We start from the raw sequence: 18,267 nt of genomic DNA on the forward strand, positions 1-18,267 counted from the left end.
GTGTTCTAGCGCAGTTCCGCCCGGAACGCCGCCGGCGTCTGGTCCGTGTGCTGGTGGAAGAACTTGGAGAAGTTCGCGGCGTCGGGGAAACCGACCGCCGCGCCGACCCGGCCGATCGGCAGGTCGGTGTGGGCGAGGAGCCGTTTGGCCTCCAGGACCACGCGCTTGTCGATGAAGCCCTTCGGCGTGTCGCCGGTCGCGCCGCGGACCGCGCGGACCAGGGTGCGGCGGGAGTAGCCGAGTGCGTCGGCGTAGGCGCTGACGCTGTGGTTGGTGGCGAAGTCCTTCTCCACGGCGTCCCGGAAGAGGGTGAAGGTGGAGTCGGACGTCTGCCGTACCGACTCCGCCGTACTGGCGGCGAGATGGGCCAGCCGCAGCAGGAACGCCGTCAGCGAGTGGCGCAGGACGGCGGTGTGCAGGCTCAGCGGCAGCGTGTCCGTGTCCTCGTACTCGCGTCGCAGCTGGCCGAGCGAGTCGCGCAGACCGGCGAGTTGGGCCGCGTCGGGGCGCAGCAGCGGCGGCAGGTCGTAGCGGTACAGGCCGGTGGCCTCGACGGTCGCGCGGGGCAGGAAGCCCGGCTGCATGGTCAGCACGGTTCCGCGGTACTCGCTCGTGCGGGAGAAGCGGTGGACCTGCCCCGGGCGGATCCACAGCAGGTCCCCGGCCGTGGCCTCGTACTCGGTGAAGTCGACCATGTGCCGGACCGGGCCCTCGCCGAAGAGCAGCACGACGTGGAAGTCGATGCGATGCACGCGCTCCAGGGGCGCGTCGGCGTGCCAGGTGCGGCCGGTGCCCATCGGGCCGACCTGCATGCCGACGCCGCCGACACTCAGCTCGACCGGGAAGGGGAACGTTCTGATCCCGTCGCCGCCTTGGGCGCTTCTGTCTGCCATATCCGCCATGTCCGCCTCGTGCCACGGCGTTCGCGCGCCGCGTTGCCTCCGGGTGTCCCACTTTCACCACAGGCTGGCACACGGCGACCTTCCCTCGAAAAAGTCAGACTTTTAACTTTGAAGACGTCAGACCAGCCACTTCGCTCCTATCGAGGACTTCTTGAAGATGAGCACGCAGACAGCGGACAGCTTCGAATGGACCGAACTCGACCGGCGTGCCGTCGACACCGCCCGTCTGCTGGCGGCCGATGCCGTCCAGCGGGTCGGAAACGGCCATCCCGGCACCGCGATGAGCCTGGCTCCGGCCGCCTACACGATCTTTCAGAAGGTGATGCGGCACGACCCGGCCGATCCGGAGTGGACCGGCCGTGACCGCTTCGTCCTCTCCCCCGGCCACACGTCGCTGACCCTCTACACGCAGCTGTACCTCGCGGGCTACGAGCTGGGGCTGGACGACCTGAAGGCGTTCCGCACGCACGGCTCGAAGACGCCCGGGCACCCCGAGTACGGGCACACGGCGGGCGTGGAGACCACCACGGGCCCGCTCGGCCAGGGCGTCGCGAACGCCGTCGGCATGGCGATGGCGGCCCGCTACGAGCGCGGCCTGTTCGACCCGGACGCACTCGAGGGCGAGTCCCCCTTCGACCACACCGTCTGGGCGATCGTCTCCGACGGCGACCTCCAGGAGGGCGTCTCCGCCGAGGCCTCCTCGCTGGCCGGCCACCAGAAGCTCGGCAACCTGGTCTTCCTCTACGACGACAATCACATCTCCATCGAGGGCGACACCGCGACCGCGTTCTCCGAGGACGTGCTGAAGCGGTACGAGGCGTACGGCTGGCACGTGCAGCGGATCGAGCCGCGGGAGGACGGCGACGTCGACGTGCACGCGCTGTACGCGGCGCTGAAGGAGGCTCAGGCCGAGACCGGGCGCCCCTCGATCATCGCCATGCGCACCATCATCGCCTGGCCCGCCCCGAACGCGCGCAACACCGAGGCCTCCCACGGCTCGGCGCTCGGGGAGGACGAGGTCGCCGCCACCAAGCGCCTCCTCGGCTTCGACCCGGACAAGACCTTCGAGGTCGCCGACGAGGTGCTGGCGCACACCCGCAGGGCCCTGGACCGGGGCGCCGAGGCGCACGCCGCCTGGGACAAGCGGATCGCCGCCTGGCGCGGTGACAACCCGGAGCGCGCCGCCACGTTCGACCGGGTCAGCAAGGGCGAGCTGCCCGCGGGCTGGGAGGACGCCCTGCCGGTGTTCGAGCCGGGCAAGGCGATCGCCACCCGTGCCGCGTCCGGCAAGGTGCTCCAGGCCCTCGGCGCGGTCGTCCCCGAGCTGTGGGGCGGCTCGGCCGACCTGGCCGGTTCGAACAACACGACGATCGACAAGACGTCGTCCTTCCTGCCCGGGGGCAACCCGCTGCCGGAGGCCGACCCGTACGGCCGGACGATCCACTTCGGCATCCGCGAGTTCTCCATGGCCGCGGAGATGAACGGCATCGCGCTGCACGGCAACACGCGCGTCTACGGCGGCACCTTCCTGGTGTTCTCCGACTACATGCGCAACGCCGTCCGGATGTCGGCCCTGATGCAGCTGCCCGTGACGTACGTGTGGACGCACGACTCCATCGGCCTGGGCGAGGACGGCCCGACCCACCAGCCGGTGGAGCACCTGGCCGCGCTGCGGGCCATCCCCGGCCTGAACGTCGTACGCCCGGCCGACGCCAACGAGACCGCGCTCGCCTGGGCCGAGATCCTCCGGCGGCACACCACCGACCCGGCCCCGCACGGTCTCGCGCTCACCCGCCAGGGCGTGCCCACGTACGAGCCGGACCCGGACGTGGCCCGCGGCGGTTACGTGCGGGCCGAGGCGGAAGGCGGCGAGCCGCAGGTGATCCTGATCGCCACCGGTTCCGAGGTGCACATCGCCGTCGAGGCCCGTGAGCGGCTCCAGGCGGCGGGCGTGCCCACGCGGGTCGTGTCCATGCCGTCCGTGGAGTGGTTCGAGGAGCAGCCCCGCGCCTACCGGGACAGCGTCCTGCCGCCGGCCGTGAAGGCCCGGGTCGCGGTCGAGGCCGGTATCGGCCTGACCTGGCACCGGTTCGTGGGGGACGCGGGACGCATCGTCTCCCTGGAGCACTTCGGCGCCTCCGCCGACGCGAAGATCCTTTTCGCCGAGTACGGCTTCACCCCCGAGAACGTCGTCGCCGCCGCCCGCGAGTCCCTGACCGCGGCTCGTGGCTGATCCGACCGCCCGAAAGAAGATGATCACTGTGACCGAAGCGACCGCGAACGCGGGAGCACTCAAGCGCCTGTCCGACGAGGGCGTGTCGATCTGGCTGGACGACCTGTCCCGCCGGCGGATCGAGTCCGGCAGCCTGGCCGGGCTCGTGGCGACGGGGAACGTCGTCGGCGTCACCACCAACCCGTCCATCTTCCAGGCCGCCATCGGCTCCGGCGCGGGCTACGAGGAGCAGCTCGCCGACCTGGCGGTGCGGGGCGTCACCGTCGACGAGGCCGTCCGGATGATGACGACGGCCGACGTCCGGGCCGCCGCCGATGTCCTGCGGCCGGTGTACGACGCCACCGGCGGGCGGGACGGCCGGGTGTCCATCGAGGTCGACCCGCGACTGGCCCACGACACGGCGGCGACCGTCGCCGAGGCCCGGCAGCTGGCCTGGCTGGTGGACCGCCCCAACGTGATGATCAAGATCCCGGCGACGAAGGCCGGCCTGCCGGCGATCACCGAGGTGATCGGCGCGGGCATCAGCGTGAACGTGACGCTGATCTTCTCGCTGGAGCGCTACCGCGAGGTGATGGACGCCTACCTCGCCGGCCTGGAGCAGGCACAGGCGGCCGGTTACGACCTGGCGGCCATCCACTCGGTCGCGTCCTTCTTCGTCTCCCGGGTCGACTCCGAGATCGACAAGCGGCTGACGCTGCTGGGCACGGACGAGGCCCTCGCCCTGAAGGGCAGGGCGGCCCTGGCCAACGCGCGGCTCGCCTACGAGGCGTACGAACAGGTATTCGCCGGGCCGCGCTGGCAGGCCCTGGGCGGTGCCCGCGCGAACCGGCAGCGCCCCCTTTGGGCCTCCACCGGTGTGAAGGACCCCGCTTACAAGGACACCCTGTACGTGGACGAACTGGTCGCCCCCGGCACGGTCAACACCATGCCGGAGGCCACGCTGAACGCCGTCGCCGACCACGGTGACGTCCAGGGCGACACCGTCACCGGCGGTTACGCCCAGGCGCGTGCCGACCTGGCGGCCGTCGAGCGGCTCGGCATTTCCTACGACGAGGTGGTGCGGCAACTGGAGGACGAGGGCGTCGCCAAGTTCGAGGTGGCCTGGCAGGACCTGCTGGACGCGGTCACCAAGTCCTTGAACAGCAAGGGAGTTGACGCGGAATGACTGAGGGAATCCCCCAGACGGCCGAGCAGGAGACCATCGGCACCAAGGAGGACAAGGAGGCCCGGGCGGCGCAGGAGTCCGCCGGGGTGGAGCAGACCGGGGTGAGCGGCCGGGCCGTGCCGCGCCCGCGGTACGCCGGCACCGACTTCGCCAATCCCCTGCGCGATCCGCGCGACCGTCGTCTGCCCAGGATCGCGGGCCCGTCCGGGCTCGTCATCTTCGGTGTGACCGGTGACCTGTCCCGCAAGAAGCTGATGCCGGCCGTGTACGACCTGGCCAACCGCGGCCTGCTGCCGCCGGGCTTCTCGCTGGTGGGTTTCGCCCGCCGGGACTGGGAGGACCAGGACTTCGCGCAGGTGGTGCACGACGCGGTCCGGGAGCACGCGCGGACCCCCTTCCGCGAGGAGGTCTGGCAGCAGCTCGCCGAGGGCATGCGGTTCATCCCGGGTGACTTCGACGACGACACGGCGTTCAAGCAGCTGCGCTCCGCCGTCGAGGAGCTGGACGCCTCCCGGGGCACCAGCGGCAACTACGCCTTCTACCTCTCGGTGCCGCCGAAGTTCTTCCCCAAGGTCGTCCAGCAGCTGAAGAAGCACAAGCTGGCCGACGCCCAGGGGGGCTCCTGGCGCCGTGCGGTCATCGAGAAGCCGTTCGGACACGACCTCGACAGCGCCTGCGAGCTGAACGCGATCGTGCACGACGTGTTCGACCCGGAGCAGGTCTTCCGTATCGACCACTACCTGGGCAAGGAGACCGTCCAGAACATCCTGGCGCTGCGCTTCGCCAACCAGATGTTCGAACCGATCTGGAACCGGTCGTATGTCGACCATGTGCAGATCACCATGGCCGAGGACATCGGCATCGGCGGCCGCGCGGGGTACTACGACGGCATCGGTGCCGCCCGTGACGTCATCCAGAACCACCTCCTCCAGCTGATGGCGCTCACCGCGATGGAGGAACCCGCCGCCTTCGACGCGGCGTCGCTGCTCACCGAGAAGCTGAAGGTGCTGCGGGCCGTACGGCTGCCGGAGGACCTGGGCCGGCACACCGTGCGCGGGCAGTACGCGGCGGCCTGGCAGGGCGGCACGAAGGTCCGCGGCTATCTGGAGGAGGAGGGCATCGACCAGGCCTCCTCGACCGACACCTACGCCGCGATCAAGCTCCAGGTGGACAACCGCCGCTGGGCGGGTGTGCCGTTCTATCTGCGCACCGGCAAGCGCCTGGGCCGCAGGGTGACGGAGATCGCGGTGGTGTTCCAGCGGGCTCCGCACTCCCCCTTCGACTCCACCGCCACCGAGGAGCTGGGCTCCAACGCGATCGTCATCCGCGTCCAGCCGGACGAGGGCATGACGGTGCGGTTCGGCTCCAAGGTGCCGGGTACGTCGATGGAGATCCGCGACGTGACGATGGACTTCGCCTACGGCGAGTCGTTCACCGAATCGAGCCCCGAGGCGTACGAACGGCTGATCCTGGACGTCCTCCTGGGCGACGCCAACCTGTTCCCCCGTCACCAGGAAGTGGAAGAGTCCTGGAAGATCCTCGACCCGATCGAGCAGTACTGGGCCAAGCACGGCCGGCCCGCGCAGTACGCCTCGGGCAGTTGGGGACCCGCGGAAGCCGACGAGATGCTCGCACGAGACGGACGGAGCTGGCGCAGGCCATGAAGATCGACCTGACCGACACCACGGCAAGCAAGATCAACAAGGCGCTGGTGCAGGGCCGCCGCGCCATCGGCACGCCCGCCGTGGGCATGGTCCTGACGATGGTGATCGTCACGGACGAGGAGAACGCCTACGACGCGATCAAGGCGGCCGAGGAGGCCTCGCACGAGCACCCCTCGCGCACCCTGGTCGTCATCAAGCGGCACGCCCGCACGCCGCGCGACCGCACCCAGTCCCGGCTGGACGCCGAGGTCCGGGTCGGCGCCGACGCGGGCACCGGCGAGACGGTGGTGCTGCGGACCTACGGCGAGGTGTCCGAGCACGCCGACTCGGTGGTGCTGCCGCTGCTGCTGCCGGACGCGCCGGTGGTGGTGTGGTGGCCGATGGAGGCGCCGGAGGTGCCCTCGAAGGACCCGCTCGGGGCGCTGGCCCAGCGGCGCATCACCGACCTGTACGCGGTGGAGAACCCCCTGGAGATGCTGGAGACCCGGGTCCGCTCCTACGCGCCCGGTGACACCGACCTCGCCTGGACCCGGCTGACGCCCTGGCGTTCGATGCTGGCGGCGGCGCTGGACCAGGCCCGCGCGAAGGTGATCTCGGCGGCCGTCGAGGCCGAGGCCGAGAACCCGGCCGCCGAGCTGCTGGCCCGCTGGCTGGAGGCGCGGCTGCACGTCCGGGTCGACCGGGTGGTCACCGCCGGGCCGGTCGTGACGGCGGTCCGGCTGGGCACGGAGAACGGTGAGATCGTCATCGACCGCCCCGAGGGACCGCTGGCCACGCTGACCCTGCCGGGCCAGCCCTCCCGCACCCTCGCCCTGAAGGTCCGTGCCACCTCCGAGCTCATCGCCGAGGAGCTGCGGCGCCTCGACGCGGACGAGATGTACGCCATCGCCCTGAACGGCGAGGCAACCGAGGAGACCCCTGCTCATGTCTGACTCCCCCTCCGGCTCCCCCCGCCTCACGCGGCGGCCCGAGTGGACCGCTCTGGAGGACCACCGCGCGGACGCCCTGCCGCAGCCGGACCTGCGAGAGCTGTTCGCCGCGGATCCGGGACGCGCCGAGCGCTACGTCGTGCACGTCGGCGACCTGCGCATCGACTACTCCAAGCATCTGGTCACCGACGAGACGCTGGCCCTGCTCCAGGAGCTGGCCACCGCCACCGACGTGTTCGGGCAGCGCGACGCCATGTTCCGCGGCGAGAAGATCAACGTCACCGAGAACCGGGCCGTACTGCACACCGCGCTGCGCGCCCCGCGGGACGCCGTCATCGAGGTCGACGGCGAGAACGTCGTCCCGGGTGTGCACGCCGTGCTCGACAAGATGGCCGCCTTCGCGGACCGGGTGCGCTCGGGTGAGTGGACCGGGCACACCGGCAAACGGATCCGCAACGTCGTCAACATCGGCATCGGCGGCTCGGACCTGGGCCCGGCGATGGCCTACGACGCGCTGCGGCCGTTCACCGCCCGGGAGCTGACGTTCCGCTTCGTGTCGAACGTGGACGGCGCCGACCTCCACGAGGCCACCCGCGACCTGGACCCGGCCGAGACGCTGTTCATCGTCGCGTCCAAGACCTTCACCACGATCGAGACCATCACGAACGCGACCTCGGCGCGCTCCTGGCTGCTGGCAGGGCTGGGCGGTGACGAGAAGGCGGTCGCCAAGCACTTCGTGGCGCTGTCCACGAACGCCCGGAAGGTCACCGACTTCGGTATCGACGTCGACAACATGTTCGAGTTCTGGGACTGGGTCGGCGGCCGCTACTCGTACGACTCCGCGATCGGCCTGTCCCTGATGATCGCGATCGGCCCGGACCGCTTCCGGGAGATGCTCGACGGCTTCCGCATCGTCGACGAGCACTTCCGCAACGCCCCCGCCGAGGCCAACGCGCCGCTCATCATGGGCCTGCTCGGCATCTGGTACGGCAACTTCCACGGCGCCCAGTCGCACGCGGTGCTGCCGTACAGCCACTACCTGTCGAAGTTCACCGCCTACCTCCAGCAGCTCGACATGGAGTCCAACGGCAAGTCGGTGGACCGCGACGGCCGTCCCGTGCAGTGGCAGACAGGGCCCGTCGTGTGGGGCACGCCCGGCACCAACGGGCAGCACGCCTACTACCAGTTGATCCACCAGGGCACCAAGCTGATCCCGGCCGACCTGATCGGCTTCGCGCAGCCCGTCGCCGAGCTGGGCGACGAACTGAAGGCACAGCACGACCTGCTGATGGCCAACCTGTTCGCTCAGGGGCAGGCGCTCGCCTTCGGCAAGACCGCCGACGAGGTGCGGGCCGAGGGTGTGCCCGAGGAGCAGGTGCCGCACCGCACGTTCCAGGGCAACCGCCCCACCACGACGATCCTGGCCACCGAACTGACCCCGTCGGTCCTCGGCCAGCTGGTCGCCCTCTACGAACACAAGGTGTTCGTGCAGGGCGCGGTGTGGAACATCGACTCCTTCGACCAGTGGGGCGTCGAGCTCGGCAAGGTACTCGCCAAGCGCGTCGAGCCCGCCCTGACCGAGGGCGCAGACGTCCCCGGTCTCGATCCGTCCACGGCCGCGCTGGTGGCCGCCTACCGCAATCTTCGGGAAGTGAACTGACATGCAGATCGGTCTTGTGGGTCTCGGCAAGATGGGCGGCAACATGCGCGAGCGCCTGCGCAACGCCGGCCACACCGTCATCGGCTACGACACCAACCCGGACAAGTCCGACGTCGCCAGCCTGGCCGACCTCGTCAACGAGTTGGAGGCCCCGCGCACGGTCTGGGTCATGGTCCCGGCCGGCGACCCCACCCAGCACGTCATCGACCGTCTGGCGGACCTCCTCAAGCCGTACGACACGGTGGTCGACGGCGGCAACTCCCGCTGGACGGACGACGAGAAGCACGCCGAGGAGCTGAGCAAGCGCGGCATCGGCTTCGTCGACGCGGGCGTCTCCGGCGGCGTGTGGGGCCTGAAGAACGGCTACGCCCTGATGGTCGGCGGCGAGAAGGAGTACGTCGACCGGCTCCGGCCGATCTTCGAGGCGCTCAAGCCGGAGGGCCCGTACGGCTTCGTCCACGCGGGCAGCGTGGGCGCCGGGCACTTCGCGAAGATGGTCCACAACGGCATCGAGTACGCGATGATGCAGGCCTACGCCGAGGGCTGGGAGCTGCTGGAGGCCGTCGACTCCGTGGACAACGTCCGCGAGGTGTTCCGCTCCTGGCAGGACGGCACCGTCATCCGGTCCTGGCTGCTGGACCTCGCGGTCAACGCGCTCGACGAGGACGAGCACCTGGAGGGCCTGCGGGGCTATGCCCAGGACTCCGGCGAGGGACGCTGGACCGTGGAGGCCGCGATCGACAACTCCGTGCCGCTGCCCGCGATCACCGCCTCCCTGTTCTCCCGGTTCGCCTCCCGGCAGGACGACTCTCCGCAGATGAAGATGATCGCGGCGCTGCGCAACCAGTTCGGCGGCCACGCCGTCGAGTCCGCGAAGAAGGCGTAGGACGTGGGAGATCTGCTGCTGGTCCGCCACGGCGAGACGGAGTGGAGCCGGAGCGGACAGCACACCAGCTTCACCGACCTGCCCCTCACCCCGCACGGCGAGGAGCAGGCCAAGTCGCTGGCTCCGCTCCTGGCGGGCCGTTCCTTCGCGCTGGTCCTCACCAGCCCGCTGGGCCGCGCGGTGCGCACCGCCGAACTCGCGGGCCTGACGGGGACCGTGCGGGACGCGGACCTGCACGAGTGGTACTACGGCGCCTACGAGGGTGTCACCACCGAGGAGATACGCCGCACCCGGCCCGACTGGGACCTGTGGACGGACGGGGGTCCGCCCGGCCCCGACGGCAAGCCGGGCGAGTCCCCCGAGGAGGTCGGCGAGCGCGCCGACCGGGTGCTGTCCCGGGTGGCCGACGCGCTGCCCGAGGGCGATGTACTGCTGGTGGCGCACGGCCACTTCCTCCGCGTCCTGACGGCCCGCCGGCTGGGCCTGCCGCCGTCGGAGGGCCGGCTGTTCCGGCTGGAGACGGGCACGGTCTGCCGGCTGTCGACCGAGCACGGGCGGCCCGTGATCGCGGAGTGGAACACCAGGGCGTGAACAGCACCGCGTAACCAGCCCCGGCCGGAGGTGAGTTGACAGCCTCCGGCCGGGCCCGTCAGAGTCCCCGCTGATGGAGATCGAGGACATGACACCCGCCGAGGAGCGGGTGTGGCGGGCCTTTCCGCGCGGGGACGACGTGGACTTCCGGGGCTCGGCGGACGAGGACCCGGCGCGGGGCGCGGACTGGGGACCCGAACGGACCGTACGGGCGGCCGTGGTGCGGGCCCTGCTGCTGGGCGCACCGCAGGAGGACGGGGAGACGGCCGCCCTCCGGCTGGCGGGCGCGCGGATCACGGGCGTGCTGGACCTCAAGTACTCAGAGGTCGACCGCGCCGTGCGCCTCAGCGGCTGCTACTTCGAGGACGTCCCCGTCCTGTACGGGGCGCGGCTGCGGCAGCTGAACCTGCGCGAATCCGCCCTGCCCGGGCTGGACGCAGCCACCCTCCGCGTGGACGGCGTGCTGCGCCTGTCGGACTGCCTGTTCGAGGGGCCCGTCCGGCTCGGCGGGGCACAGATCTCCGGGGCGCTGTTCATGGACAGGGCCGAGATCGACGAGCGGCCCATCGATCAGCCCGCGCTCCAGCTCAACCACGTGACCATCGGCGACGGCCTGTCGGCGCAGGACCTGCGCACCCGCGGCGAAGTGCGCCTGACGGGTGCCTCGGTCGCCGGGACGATCGATCTGAACGGGGCGCGGCTGGAGGCCGGTACCGGTGCGGCCGCCCTTGACGCGGAGACGCTCACGGTGGAGGGCGACGTCCTGCTGCGCGACGTGGACGTCCTCGGCTGGATCGGCCTGCGCGGCGCCCGGATCGCGGGCCGCCTCGACCTCTCCCACGCCCGCCTGGCGAACCCCGGTGACACGGCACTGCGCGCCAGCAGCTGCACCGTCGGGGAACTCTGGCTGCGCAGGAGCCCGCCCATGACGGGCGCCCTCAACCTGCGCCGCGCCCAGCTGGAGGTCCTGTTCCTCGAACCGGACGTGGTCCCCGACGAGGTCCTGCTCAACAGCCTCGTCTACGCCTCCCTCACCCCGCACGAACCCGCCGAGCGGCGCCTGGCGATGCTGGAGCGGGACCGCGAGGGCTATGTCCCGCACGCCTACGAGCAGTTGACCGCGGCCTACCGCCGGATCGGCGACGACGACGCCGCCCGCGTCGTCCAGCTCGCCAAGCAGCGCCGCCGCCGCGCAACCCTGCCGTGGTACGGCCGGCTGTGGGGCTACGTCCAGGACGCGGCCGTCGGCTACGGCTTCCGGCCCCTGCGCGCCGCCGGCTGGCTGGTGTCGCTGCTGGTGATCGGCTCCTTGACCTACGCGCTGCACCACCCCCAGCCGCTGAAGGCGGACGAGGCCCCGCAGTTCAACCCGGTCTTCTACACGCTCGACCTGCTGCTGCCGGTGATCTCCTTCGGGCAGGAGGGCGCGTTCGCACCGACCGGCGGGTACCAGTGGCTCTCCTACACCCTGGTGCTCACGGGCTGGATCCTGGCCACGACGGTCGTCACCGGCATCACCCGCTCGGTCAGCCGCCAGTGAGTGCCCGTGCCGCGTGCTGGGCGGCCAGCCGGACGGGGGCGTTCGGGGCGCCGTAGCCCCGGTAGCCGTCGTCGCGCTGGACCAGTTCGAAGAAGACGCGGCCGACGGTGCGGGTGTAGCAGTGGCGGAAGGCGCCGTGGGCGTCGCGGTCGTAGAGGATGCCGAGGTCGCGGTAGGTCTCCAGCTCGCCGTCGGCGAACTCGAAGCGGGCGGCGAGATCGTCGTGGTAGTTCGCCGGGACGGGCAGCAGAGCGCCGCCGGCGTCCCGGAAGCGGCGGGCCGAGGCGACCACGTCGTCGGTGGCCAGGGCGATGTGCTGGGCGTGGACGGTGTCGTCCGTGGGCGCGGGGCCGACGGTGAGGGCGATCCGGACGCTGCCGTCGGTGTTGGTGACGGCGCGGCTGCGGAGCAGGCCGTAGGGGTCGGCGACGTCCACGCTCTCCTGGGCGTGCAGGCCGAGCACACCGTGGTGGAAGAGGGCCGCCTCGTCGAAGTGGTGCCAGGGCTGGGTGAGGGCGAGATGGTCGATGCCGCGGACGGTCGCGGGCGCGGGTGCCGGGGCGGTGTCCTCGAAGTCGGCCCGCCAGTCGGGCAGGCCCGCACGGCCGGTGGCGCAGAAGAAGAGCTCCGTGCCGTCGGGAGCGGCGACCGCGTCGAGCGGGGCGTCCTCGGGTGCCCGGCGGCGCGGCAGGACGGGGGCCAGCAGCGCCTCGGCACGCCGGGCCGCCGCGGCCGGGTCCGGTGACTCCAGCCCGACGGCGGCGAGCTGGGTGCCGTCGCGGCGGACCATCGGCCCGGTGTTGACGAGGATCCGGGCGTCCCCCTGCTCCCACAGGGCGACGGGCTTGCCGCGATGGCGGGCGGTGCGGGTGAAGCCGAGGGCGCCGAGCAGGGCGGTGAGGGGTTCGGCGTCGGGCGTGACCAGCTCGGCGAAGGCGACGCCGGTGGGGACGACGGGCTCGGGCAGGGCGGCCCGGCCCACCGACTCCTGGAGGACCAGCAGGGAACGCCGGGCGTCGACGGCGGTCGGGCCGGCCTCGGCCTGCCGGAAGACGTCGTTGAAGACCTCCAGGGAGAGCGGGCCGTCGTAGCCGGTGTGCAGCACGTGCCGCAGCAGGCCGGCGACGTCGAAGCCGCCCTGGCCGGGGAAGCAGCGGTAGTGGCGGCTCCACTGGAGGACGTCCATGGCGAGCAGCGGGGCGTCGGCGAGCTGGAGGAAGAAGATCTTCTCGCCGGGGATGTCCTCGATGCCCTTGGGGTCCGAGCCACGCGAGAGGATGTGGAAGCTGTCCAGGCAGGTACCGAGGGCGGGATGCCCGGCCGACTCGACGATGCGCCAGGCGTGGTCGTACGTGCTGACGTGCCGCCCCCAGGCCAGGGCCTCGTAGGCCACCCGGATGCCGAACTCCTGGGCCGTGCCGGCGAGCCGGCTCAGCTGCTCGGCGGCGAGGGCGTCGTCGTCCACCGCCCGCGGGGAGACGCTGGAGCAGACGAGGACGGTGTCGGTGCCGAGCCTGCGCATCAGCTCGAACTTGTGCCGGGCCCGCCGCAGGTTCCGGGCGAACTCGTCCTCGGGGACGGCCTCGATGTCCCGCATCGGCTGGTACAGGTCGATGGCGAGGCCGAGGTCGGCGCAGCGGGCGCGGATCTCCTCGGGGGTGAGGGGACTGGCCAGCAGGTCGTTCTCGAAGATCTCCACCCCGTCGAAGCCGGCCCGGGCGGCGGCCGTGAGCTTCTCGGTGAGGGATCCGCTGAGGGAGACGGTGGCGATGGACGTACGCACGTCGGTTCCTCTCTTCAGTTCGATGCCCCTACGGCTCCGGCCAGTTCGGTCAGGTCCGCCAGCATCCGCGCGGCGTCGGGTTCCCGTCCGGTGAACAGGCGGAACGCGTCGGCGGCCTGGAAGGCGGCCATGCCGCCGCCGTCGAGGGTGGCGCAGCCCAGCGCGCGGGCGGTGCGCAGCAGTTCGGTCTCCAGCGGGCGGTAGACGACCTCGGCGACCCACAACCGGGGGTGGAGCAGTCCGGCGGGCAGCGGCAGGCCGGGGTGGGACGCCATGCCGGTGGGCGTGGCGTGGACGATGCCGTCGGCCTGCGCGAGCAGCCGCGCCTGCCGGTCCGGGGCCGCGGCGGCGGCACGTTCCTGGCCGAAGGCGCGGTTCAGGACGGCGGCCAGGGCGGCGGCCCGTTCGGGCAGGGCGTCGACGACGGTGACCCGCTCGGCGCCGAGGGTGAGCAGGGCGTGCGCGACGGCCGCACCCGCGCCACCGGCGCCCAGCTGCACGACCCGCTCCAGCGGGGCGTCGGGCAGCCCGCGCGCGAAGGACGCGGCGAATCCGGTGACGTCCGTGTTGTGGCCGACGGCGCGGCCGTCCTCGAAGACGACGGTGTTGACCGCGCCCAGCGCCTCGGCCTGCGGGGCGAGCGCGTCCAGGTGCTCGATGACGAGCTGTTTGCAGGGGTGCGTGATGTTGAGCCCGTCGAACCCCAGGTCACGGGCGGCCCGCACCAGATCGCCCACCGCCTCGGGCGGCACCCCGAGCGGGTCGATGTCGATCAGCCGGTACAGCAGGCGCAGGCCCTGCCGGTCGCCCTCCCGCTCGTGGAGTGCCGGGCTGAGCGACGGGCCGATACCGGAACCGATCAGTCCGACGAGATACGAGTCCTTGGGCACACGGGCCTCCCGAGCGGCTCTCTAATGTACGAACTAGTACGTTAGCTATATCAGCCGCGCTCGACCACAGGAAGACCCCGGTGGGATCCGGCCCCTGCTCCTAGAATCACCGGCACCGGCCCCTCCGCCCGAAGGAACCTGATGACAAGCGTCGACGAACCGGCCCGTCCTGGCGAGCGCGAGCGTGTCCGTGACGCCGCCCGCACCCAGGCCGAGATCCTCGACGTCGCCACGCAGGAGTTCGCCCGGGCCGGCTACGACGGGGCCCGCGTGGACGAGATCGCCGCCCGCACCCGCACCACGAAGCGGATGATCTACTACTACTTCGGCGGCAAGGAACAGCTGTTCACGGCCGTGCTGGAACGGGCCTACGGCGTGATCCGGGAGGCCGAGCAGCGGCTCGACGTCGAGCACCTGGATCCGGTGGCGGCCATCCGCCGGCTGGCCGAGGTGACCTTCGACCACCACGAGCAGCACCCGGACTTCATCCGCCTGGTCAGCATCGAGAACATCCACGAGGCCCAGCACATCGCCGCTTCCGAGAAGCTGGCGAGGATCGGCTCCCCCGCCCTGGACGTGATCCGCCGCATCCTGGAGGAAGGCCGCAGGTCAGGGCTGTTCACGGCGGAGGTCGACGCCGTCGACCTGCACGCGATGATCTCCTCCTTCTGCTTCTTCCGGGTCTCCAACCGGCACACCTTCGGCGCGCTGTTCGGCCGCGACCTCGTCGACCCGGCGCAGCGCGCGCACTACCGCACCATGCTGGGCGACATGGTGATCGCCTATCTGACGGCGGAACGCGCGGCCGGCTGAAGACCGGCGCCGAAGACCCGGCGCACGACCCCTTGACACTGACGGCACACCGGCGCAGCATCCCTAGCCACCGCCTACTAACTACCCAGTGGGTTAATTAGCCGCGATCCGGCACCTCCCCCTTCGCTCGTCCTTCTGTTCACCTCGTCCTTCTGTTCACTCCGCCTATGGTGGAGCCGCCAAAGGAGCCGCCGTGTCCGTCCCCGCCACGCCCCCAGGGGCCGCAGCCCCGCCCGGTCAGCCCAGGAAAGCCGCGACCGCCGCCTGGATCGGCAGCGCGCTGGAGTACTACGACTTCTTCATCTACGGCAGCGCCGCCGCGCTGATCTTCCCCGAGGTGTTCTTCGACGAGTCGGACCCGGCCACCGCGACCCTGCTGTCGCTGGCCACGTTCGGCGTCGCGTACGCCGCCCGCCCGGTCGGCGCCCTGGTCCTCGGGCACTTCGGCGACAAGCTCGGCCGCAAGAAGATCATGGTCTTCACGCTGATGCTGATGGGCCTGTCGACGTTCCTCATCGGCTGTCTGCCGACCAGGGACCAGGTCGGCACGCTCGCCCCGGTCCTGCTGGTGCTGTGCCGGGTGCTCCAGGGCATCTCGGCGGCGGGCGAACAGGCCAGCGCCAACTCCATGACACTGGAACACGCGCCGCCGGGCCGGCGCGGCTTCTTCACCAGCTTCACCCTCAGCGGCACGCAGGGCGGCCAGTTGCTGGCCACGCTGGTCTTCATCCCGGTCGCCGCGATGCCCGAGGACCAGTTGCTGTCCTGGGGCTGGCGGGTGCCGTTCTGGCTGAGCGTCGCGGTCGCCGTCGTCGGCTGGGTCATCCGGCGCAGGCTGGACGAGACCCCGGCCTTCGCCCGGCAGGCCGCCGAGCAGGGCGTCGTCAAACTGCCGCTGGTGGTGCTGCTGCGCGAGCACTGGGCGGACGTACTGCGGGTGATCGGGGGCGCGCTCATCGCCTCGGTCAGCACCATCTTCACGGTGTGGGCGCTGGCGTACGCCACGAGCGACGCGGTCAACATGTCACGCACGGCCATGCTGTGGGTGGGCGCCCTGGCCAACCTCGTCGCACTCGCCGCGATCCCGCTGTGGGCCACCCTGTCCGACCGGATCGGCCGCCGCCCGGTGTTCCTGATCGGCGCGGCCGGCAGCGCGGTGACGATGTTCCTGTACCTGTGGGCCGTCTCCACGGGCTCGTACGCGCTGACGTTCGTGCTGGGCATCGTCTGCTTCGGCGTGGTCTACAGCGCCGCGAACGGCGTGTGGCCCGCCTTCTACGGCGAGATGTTCACGACCCGGGTCCGGCTGTCCGGGGTGGCCATCGGCACGCAGATCGGCTTCGCGGCGGCCGGCTTCGCGGTGACGTTCGCCGCGCGGATCGCCGGGCCGGGCGGCGACGACTGGTCGGCCGTGGCCCTGTTCACGGCGGCCCTGTGCGTGCCGCCGGTCATCGCCGCGCTGTCGGCCCGCGAGACGCACCGGGTTCCGACCCAGGCGCTGGGCGTGCGCCCGGCCCGGGCGGCCACGGAGCCGGAGAAGGTGACGGCCTGATCCCGGGCCACTCCCCGCCGGGCCCTCACGGGCCCGGCGGGGTCCCGTCAGCTGTTGGACCAGGCCCGACGGCACAGCACCAGGCGATAGCCGTCGGGGTCCTCGATGGTGACGCCCCATTCGTTCCAGTAGGGGTTGGGGGATTCGACCCGCTTGCCGCCGTGCCGCTCCAGGCGGGCGATCAGGTCGTCCGGGACCGGGTCGTCGGCGTAGACGACCAGCAGATCCTCCTCGGTGGGGCGGGGCTCCACCGGCCGGGCCGGCTCGTGCACGAGCTCCAGATGCCAGTCGGCGTCGGGCCAGCCGAGCATCAGCAGGTCGTGGTGGCCCGGTGCGGATCCGCCCTCGGACCGCCACACGACACTCAGCCCGAGCCCCTCGCGCCAGAACCGCTCGGCCGCCGCGAGGTCGCGGGAGGGACGGGCGATCCGGATGTGACTGCGACCGTTCACGGGCATGGCGACCTCTTCTCGTGGCGTCCAGGTCTGTTGCGGCGGCGACCCGCCTCGCAGCCTAGGAAGCCGGCCGCCGCCTGACATCGGCCATCGGTCCTGCGACCCGGAACCTAAGGGCTGTCCCGTAACTGCTGTCACAGTGAGCCATTGACCCTGGCCGACGTCAGCCGAAGAGGAGGTCGACGTCCTTGTCGATGCAGAGCTGCAGGACGACCACCAATTGGCGGGCGTTGTTGATGTTCCGCTGGAAGGGCGGGTCGATGCTTCCCTCTTGAGGCTGGTCGGCGATCTCCTGCAGGCGGGGCAGGATTGCAGCGCACTGGAGCGGCGTGAGGTCAGGGCCGTCGTCGTCGGGATGATTGAGGAGTGGTGCCAGGGTGGTGGAGACGTCGTTCCAGGGGCGCTGTCCACCGAAGCCGTGCATCTCGTCGAGTGCCAACCCCTCGGCCTGGGCCAGCCACCGCCGGAACACTCCGAAGCCGGTGTAGGACCAGGACACGTCCGGGCTGCTGCTGTCGTCGTCTCCTGGGAACACAACGAGCCCCACGATGTCCTCCTCGTTGACCGAGCGCCTAGGATCGGCCTCAGGAAAGAGCGACGGCAACTGAAATGATCTCGCCGTGGCTGGTGTCATCACGGCGTCGGAGCCGTCCTGGATAGCCCCGTTCAGCGGGCTGAGCCCGCGGCAGTTCAACAAGCTGATCACCGCGTTACGGCGCGAAAGCGCGGACCCGGTCCGCAAGGGCCGACCCTGGAGCCTGCCGCTGGAGGACCGGGCCCTACGGGTCGCGGCGTACTGGCGTACCAACCTCACAATGCGCCAACTCGCCCCGCTGTTCGGCGTCTCACCGGCGACCGTGTGCGCGCGGACCTTGCGGTGGGCGGCGTGAAGGAGCGATCCTCAGCCCTGGGGTGGATGGTCCAGGTCCCGGACATCGCACATCCGTACCGGTCTCGACCGCCCCAGGGAGGCTCAGGACTGACCGGTGTGACGTTTTCACGTGCCTGCACGCTGTCACCGGCAGAGCCGATCCAATGCGGTTCCGCGGGAGCTGAGCGGAACTTGAGGTTTCGGGGTGGCGGTAGTCGCCAGTCCGGTTTGCTTTGCACGCCGCCCAGATTGCCGTAGATCACCCCCATATGTCCGCCCGGTTTGCGGAAAATTTCCCGTGCATCTCTTCGGAGGCAGGGAAAGTTTCAGGGC

16 protein-coding genes are annotated in these 18,267 nt (G+C 71.2%); 11 read left to right on the forward strand and 5 right to left on the reverse strand.

The window, feature by feature from the left end:
* Positions 1 to 5: 5 nt before the first annotated feature.
* On the reverse strand, positions 6 to 893 hold the full coding sequence (locus tag AC07F0_RS38940; protein ID WP_478984976.1) for a helix-turn-helix domain-containing protein: 888 nt from the start codon (positions 891 to 893) through the stop codon (positions 6 to 8).
* A gap of 166 nt (positions 894 to 1,059) precedes the next feature.
* Here AC07F0_RS38940 and tkt point away from each other — a divergent pair, with 166 nt between their 5' ends.
* From tkt to AC07F0_RS38980, 8 genes are all read left to right on the forward strand, one after another.
* Positions 1,060 to 3,135 carry a transketolase gene (gene tkt, locus AC07F0_RS38945; RefSeq protein ID WP_478984977.1) on the forward strand — a complete coding sequence of 692 codons (2,076 nt, stop codon included), beginning with the start codon at positions 1,060 to 1,062 and terminating at the stop codon, positions 3,133 to 3,135.
* A gap of 19 nt (positions 3,136 to 3,154) precedes the next feature.
* Positions 3,155 to 4,300 (forward strand): transaldolase, encoded by a 1,146-nt coding sequence (tal, locus tag AC07F0_RS38950; RefSeq protein ID WP_478984978.1) that lies wholly within the window; start codon positions 3,155 to 3,157, stop codon positions 4,298 to 4,300.
* Entirely contained in the window at positions 4,297 to 5,964 is a 1,668-nt protein-coding gene (zwf, locus tag AC07F0_RS38955) for a glucose-6-phosphate dehydrogenase (protein ID WP_478984979.1), read from the forward strand. Before tal ends, zwf begins: the two co-directional genes overlap by 4 nt.
* Positions 5,961 to 6,896 (forward strand): glucose-6-phosphate dehydrogenase assembly protein OpcA, encoded by a 936-nt coding sequence (gene opcA / locus AC07F0_RS38960; protein ID WP_354744699.1) that lies wholly within the window; start codon positions 5,961 to 5,963, stop codon positions 6,894 to 6,896. The genes zwf and opcA overlap by 4 nt, the downstream gene beginning before the upstream one ends.
* Complete coding sequence (gene pgi / locus AC07F0_RS38965) at positions 6,889 to 8,553, forward strand: glucose-6-phosphate isomerase (protein ID WP_478984980.1); 1,665 nt, start codon at positions 6,889 to 6,891, stop codon at positions 8,551 to 8,553. Before opcA ends, pgi begins: the two co-directional genes overlap by 8 nt.
* A 1-nt stretch (position 8,554) precedes the next feature.
* Positions 8,555 to 9,439: a phosphogluconate dehydrogenase (NAD(+)-dependent, decarboxylating) gene (gnd, locus tag AC07F0_RS38970; protein ID WP_436730279.1), complete on the forward strand. Its 885-nt coding sequence runs from the start codon at positions 8,555 to 8,557 to the stop codon at positions 9,437 to 9,439.
* A 3-nt stretch (positions 9,440 to 9,442) separates the two neighbouring features.
* Entirely contained in the window at positions 9,443 to 10,030 is a 588-nt protein-coding gene (locus AC07F0_RS38975; protein WP_478984981.1) for a histidine phosphatase family protein, read from the forward strand.
* A 73-nt stretch (positions 10,031 to 10,103) separates the two neighbouring features.
* A complete protein-coding gene (locus AC07F0_RS38980; RefSeq protein ID WP_478984983.1) occupies positions 10,104 to 11,570 on the forward strand; it encodes a membrane-associated oxidoreductase in 1,467 nt (488 codons plus the stop codon).
* Here the strand turns inward: AC07F0_RS38980 and AC07F0_RS38985 are convergent.
* Together AC07F0_RS38985 and AC07F0_RS38990 are read right to left on the reverse strand one after the other, a co-directional pair.
* Entirely contained in the window at positions 11,557 to 13,353 is a 1,797-nt protein-coding gene (locus tag AC07F0_RS38985) for a bifunctional sugar phosphate isomerase/epimerase/4-hydroxyphenylpyruvate dioxygenase family protein (RefSeq protein WP_478984985.1), read from the reverse strand. The genes AC07F0_RS38980 and AC07F0_RS38985 overlap by 14 nt on opposite strands.
* Before the next feature lie 14 nt (positions 13,354 to 13,367).
* Entirely contained in the window at positions 13,368 to 14,243 is an 876-nt protein-coding gene (locus AC07F0_RS38990) for a shikimate dehydrogenase (protein ID WP_478984987.1), read from the reverse strand.
* Between the two features lie 141 nt (positions 14,244 to 14,384).
* Here AC07F0_RS38990 and AC07F0_RS38995 point away from each other — a divergent pair, with 141 nt between their 5' ends.
* Positions 14,385 to 15,056, forward strand: coding sequence for a TetR/AcrR family transcriptional regulator (locus AC07F0_RS38995; protein WP_478984988.1), 672 nt, complete (start codon positions 14,385 to 14,387; stop codon positions 15,054 to 15,056).
* 193 nt (positions 15,057 to 15,249) lie between these two features.
* Positions 15,250 to 16,608 (forward strand): MFS transporter, encoded by a 1,359-nt coding sequence (locus AC07F0_RS39000; RefSeq protein ID WP_478984990.1) that lies wholly within the window; start codon positions 15,250 to 15,252, stop codon positions 16,606 to 16,608.
* A gap of 47 nt (positions 16,609 to 16,655) precedes the next feature.
* On the opposite strand, the gene AC07F0_RS39005 is transcribed toward AC07F0_RS39000, so the two are convergent.
* A complete protein-coding gene (locus AC07F0_RS39005) occupies positions 16,656 to 17,066 on the reverse strand; it encodes a VOC family protein (protein WP_436730286.1) in 411 nt (136 codons plus the stop codon).
* Positions 17,067 to 17,226: 160 nt separating this feature from the next.
* Positions 17,227 to 17,610 carry a hypothetical protein gene (locus tag AC07F0_RS39010; protein ID WP_478984992.1) on the reverse strand — a complete coding sequence of 128 codons (384 nt, stop codon included), beginning with the start codon at positions 17,608 to 17,610 and terminating at the stop codon, positions 17,227 to 17,229.
* Positions 17,611 to 17,683: 73 nt separating this feature from the next.
* Between AC07F0_RS39010 and AC07F0_RS39015 the strand changes: the two genes are divergently transcribed.
* Positions 17,684 to 17,953: a helix-turn-helix domain-containing protein gene (locus AC07F0_RS39015; protein WP_478984993.1), complete on the forward strand. Its 270-nt coding sequence runs from the start codon at positions 17,684 to 17,686 to the stop codon at positions 17,951 to 17,953.
* Positions 17,954 to 18,267 lie beyond the last annotated feature (314 nt).

The sequence above is a fragment of the Streptomyces sp. NPDC045955 genome (assembly GCF_056430805.1).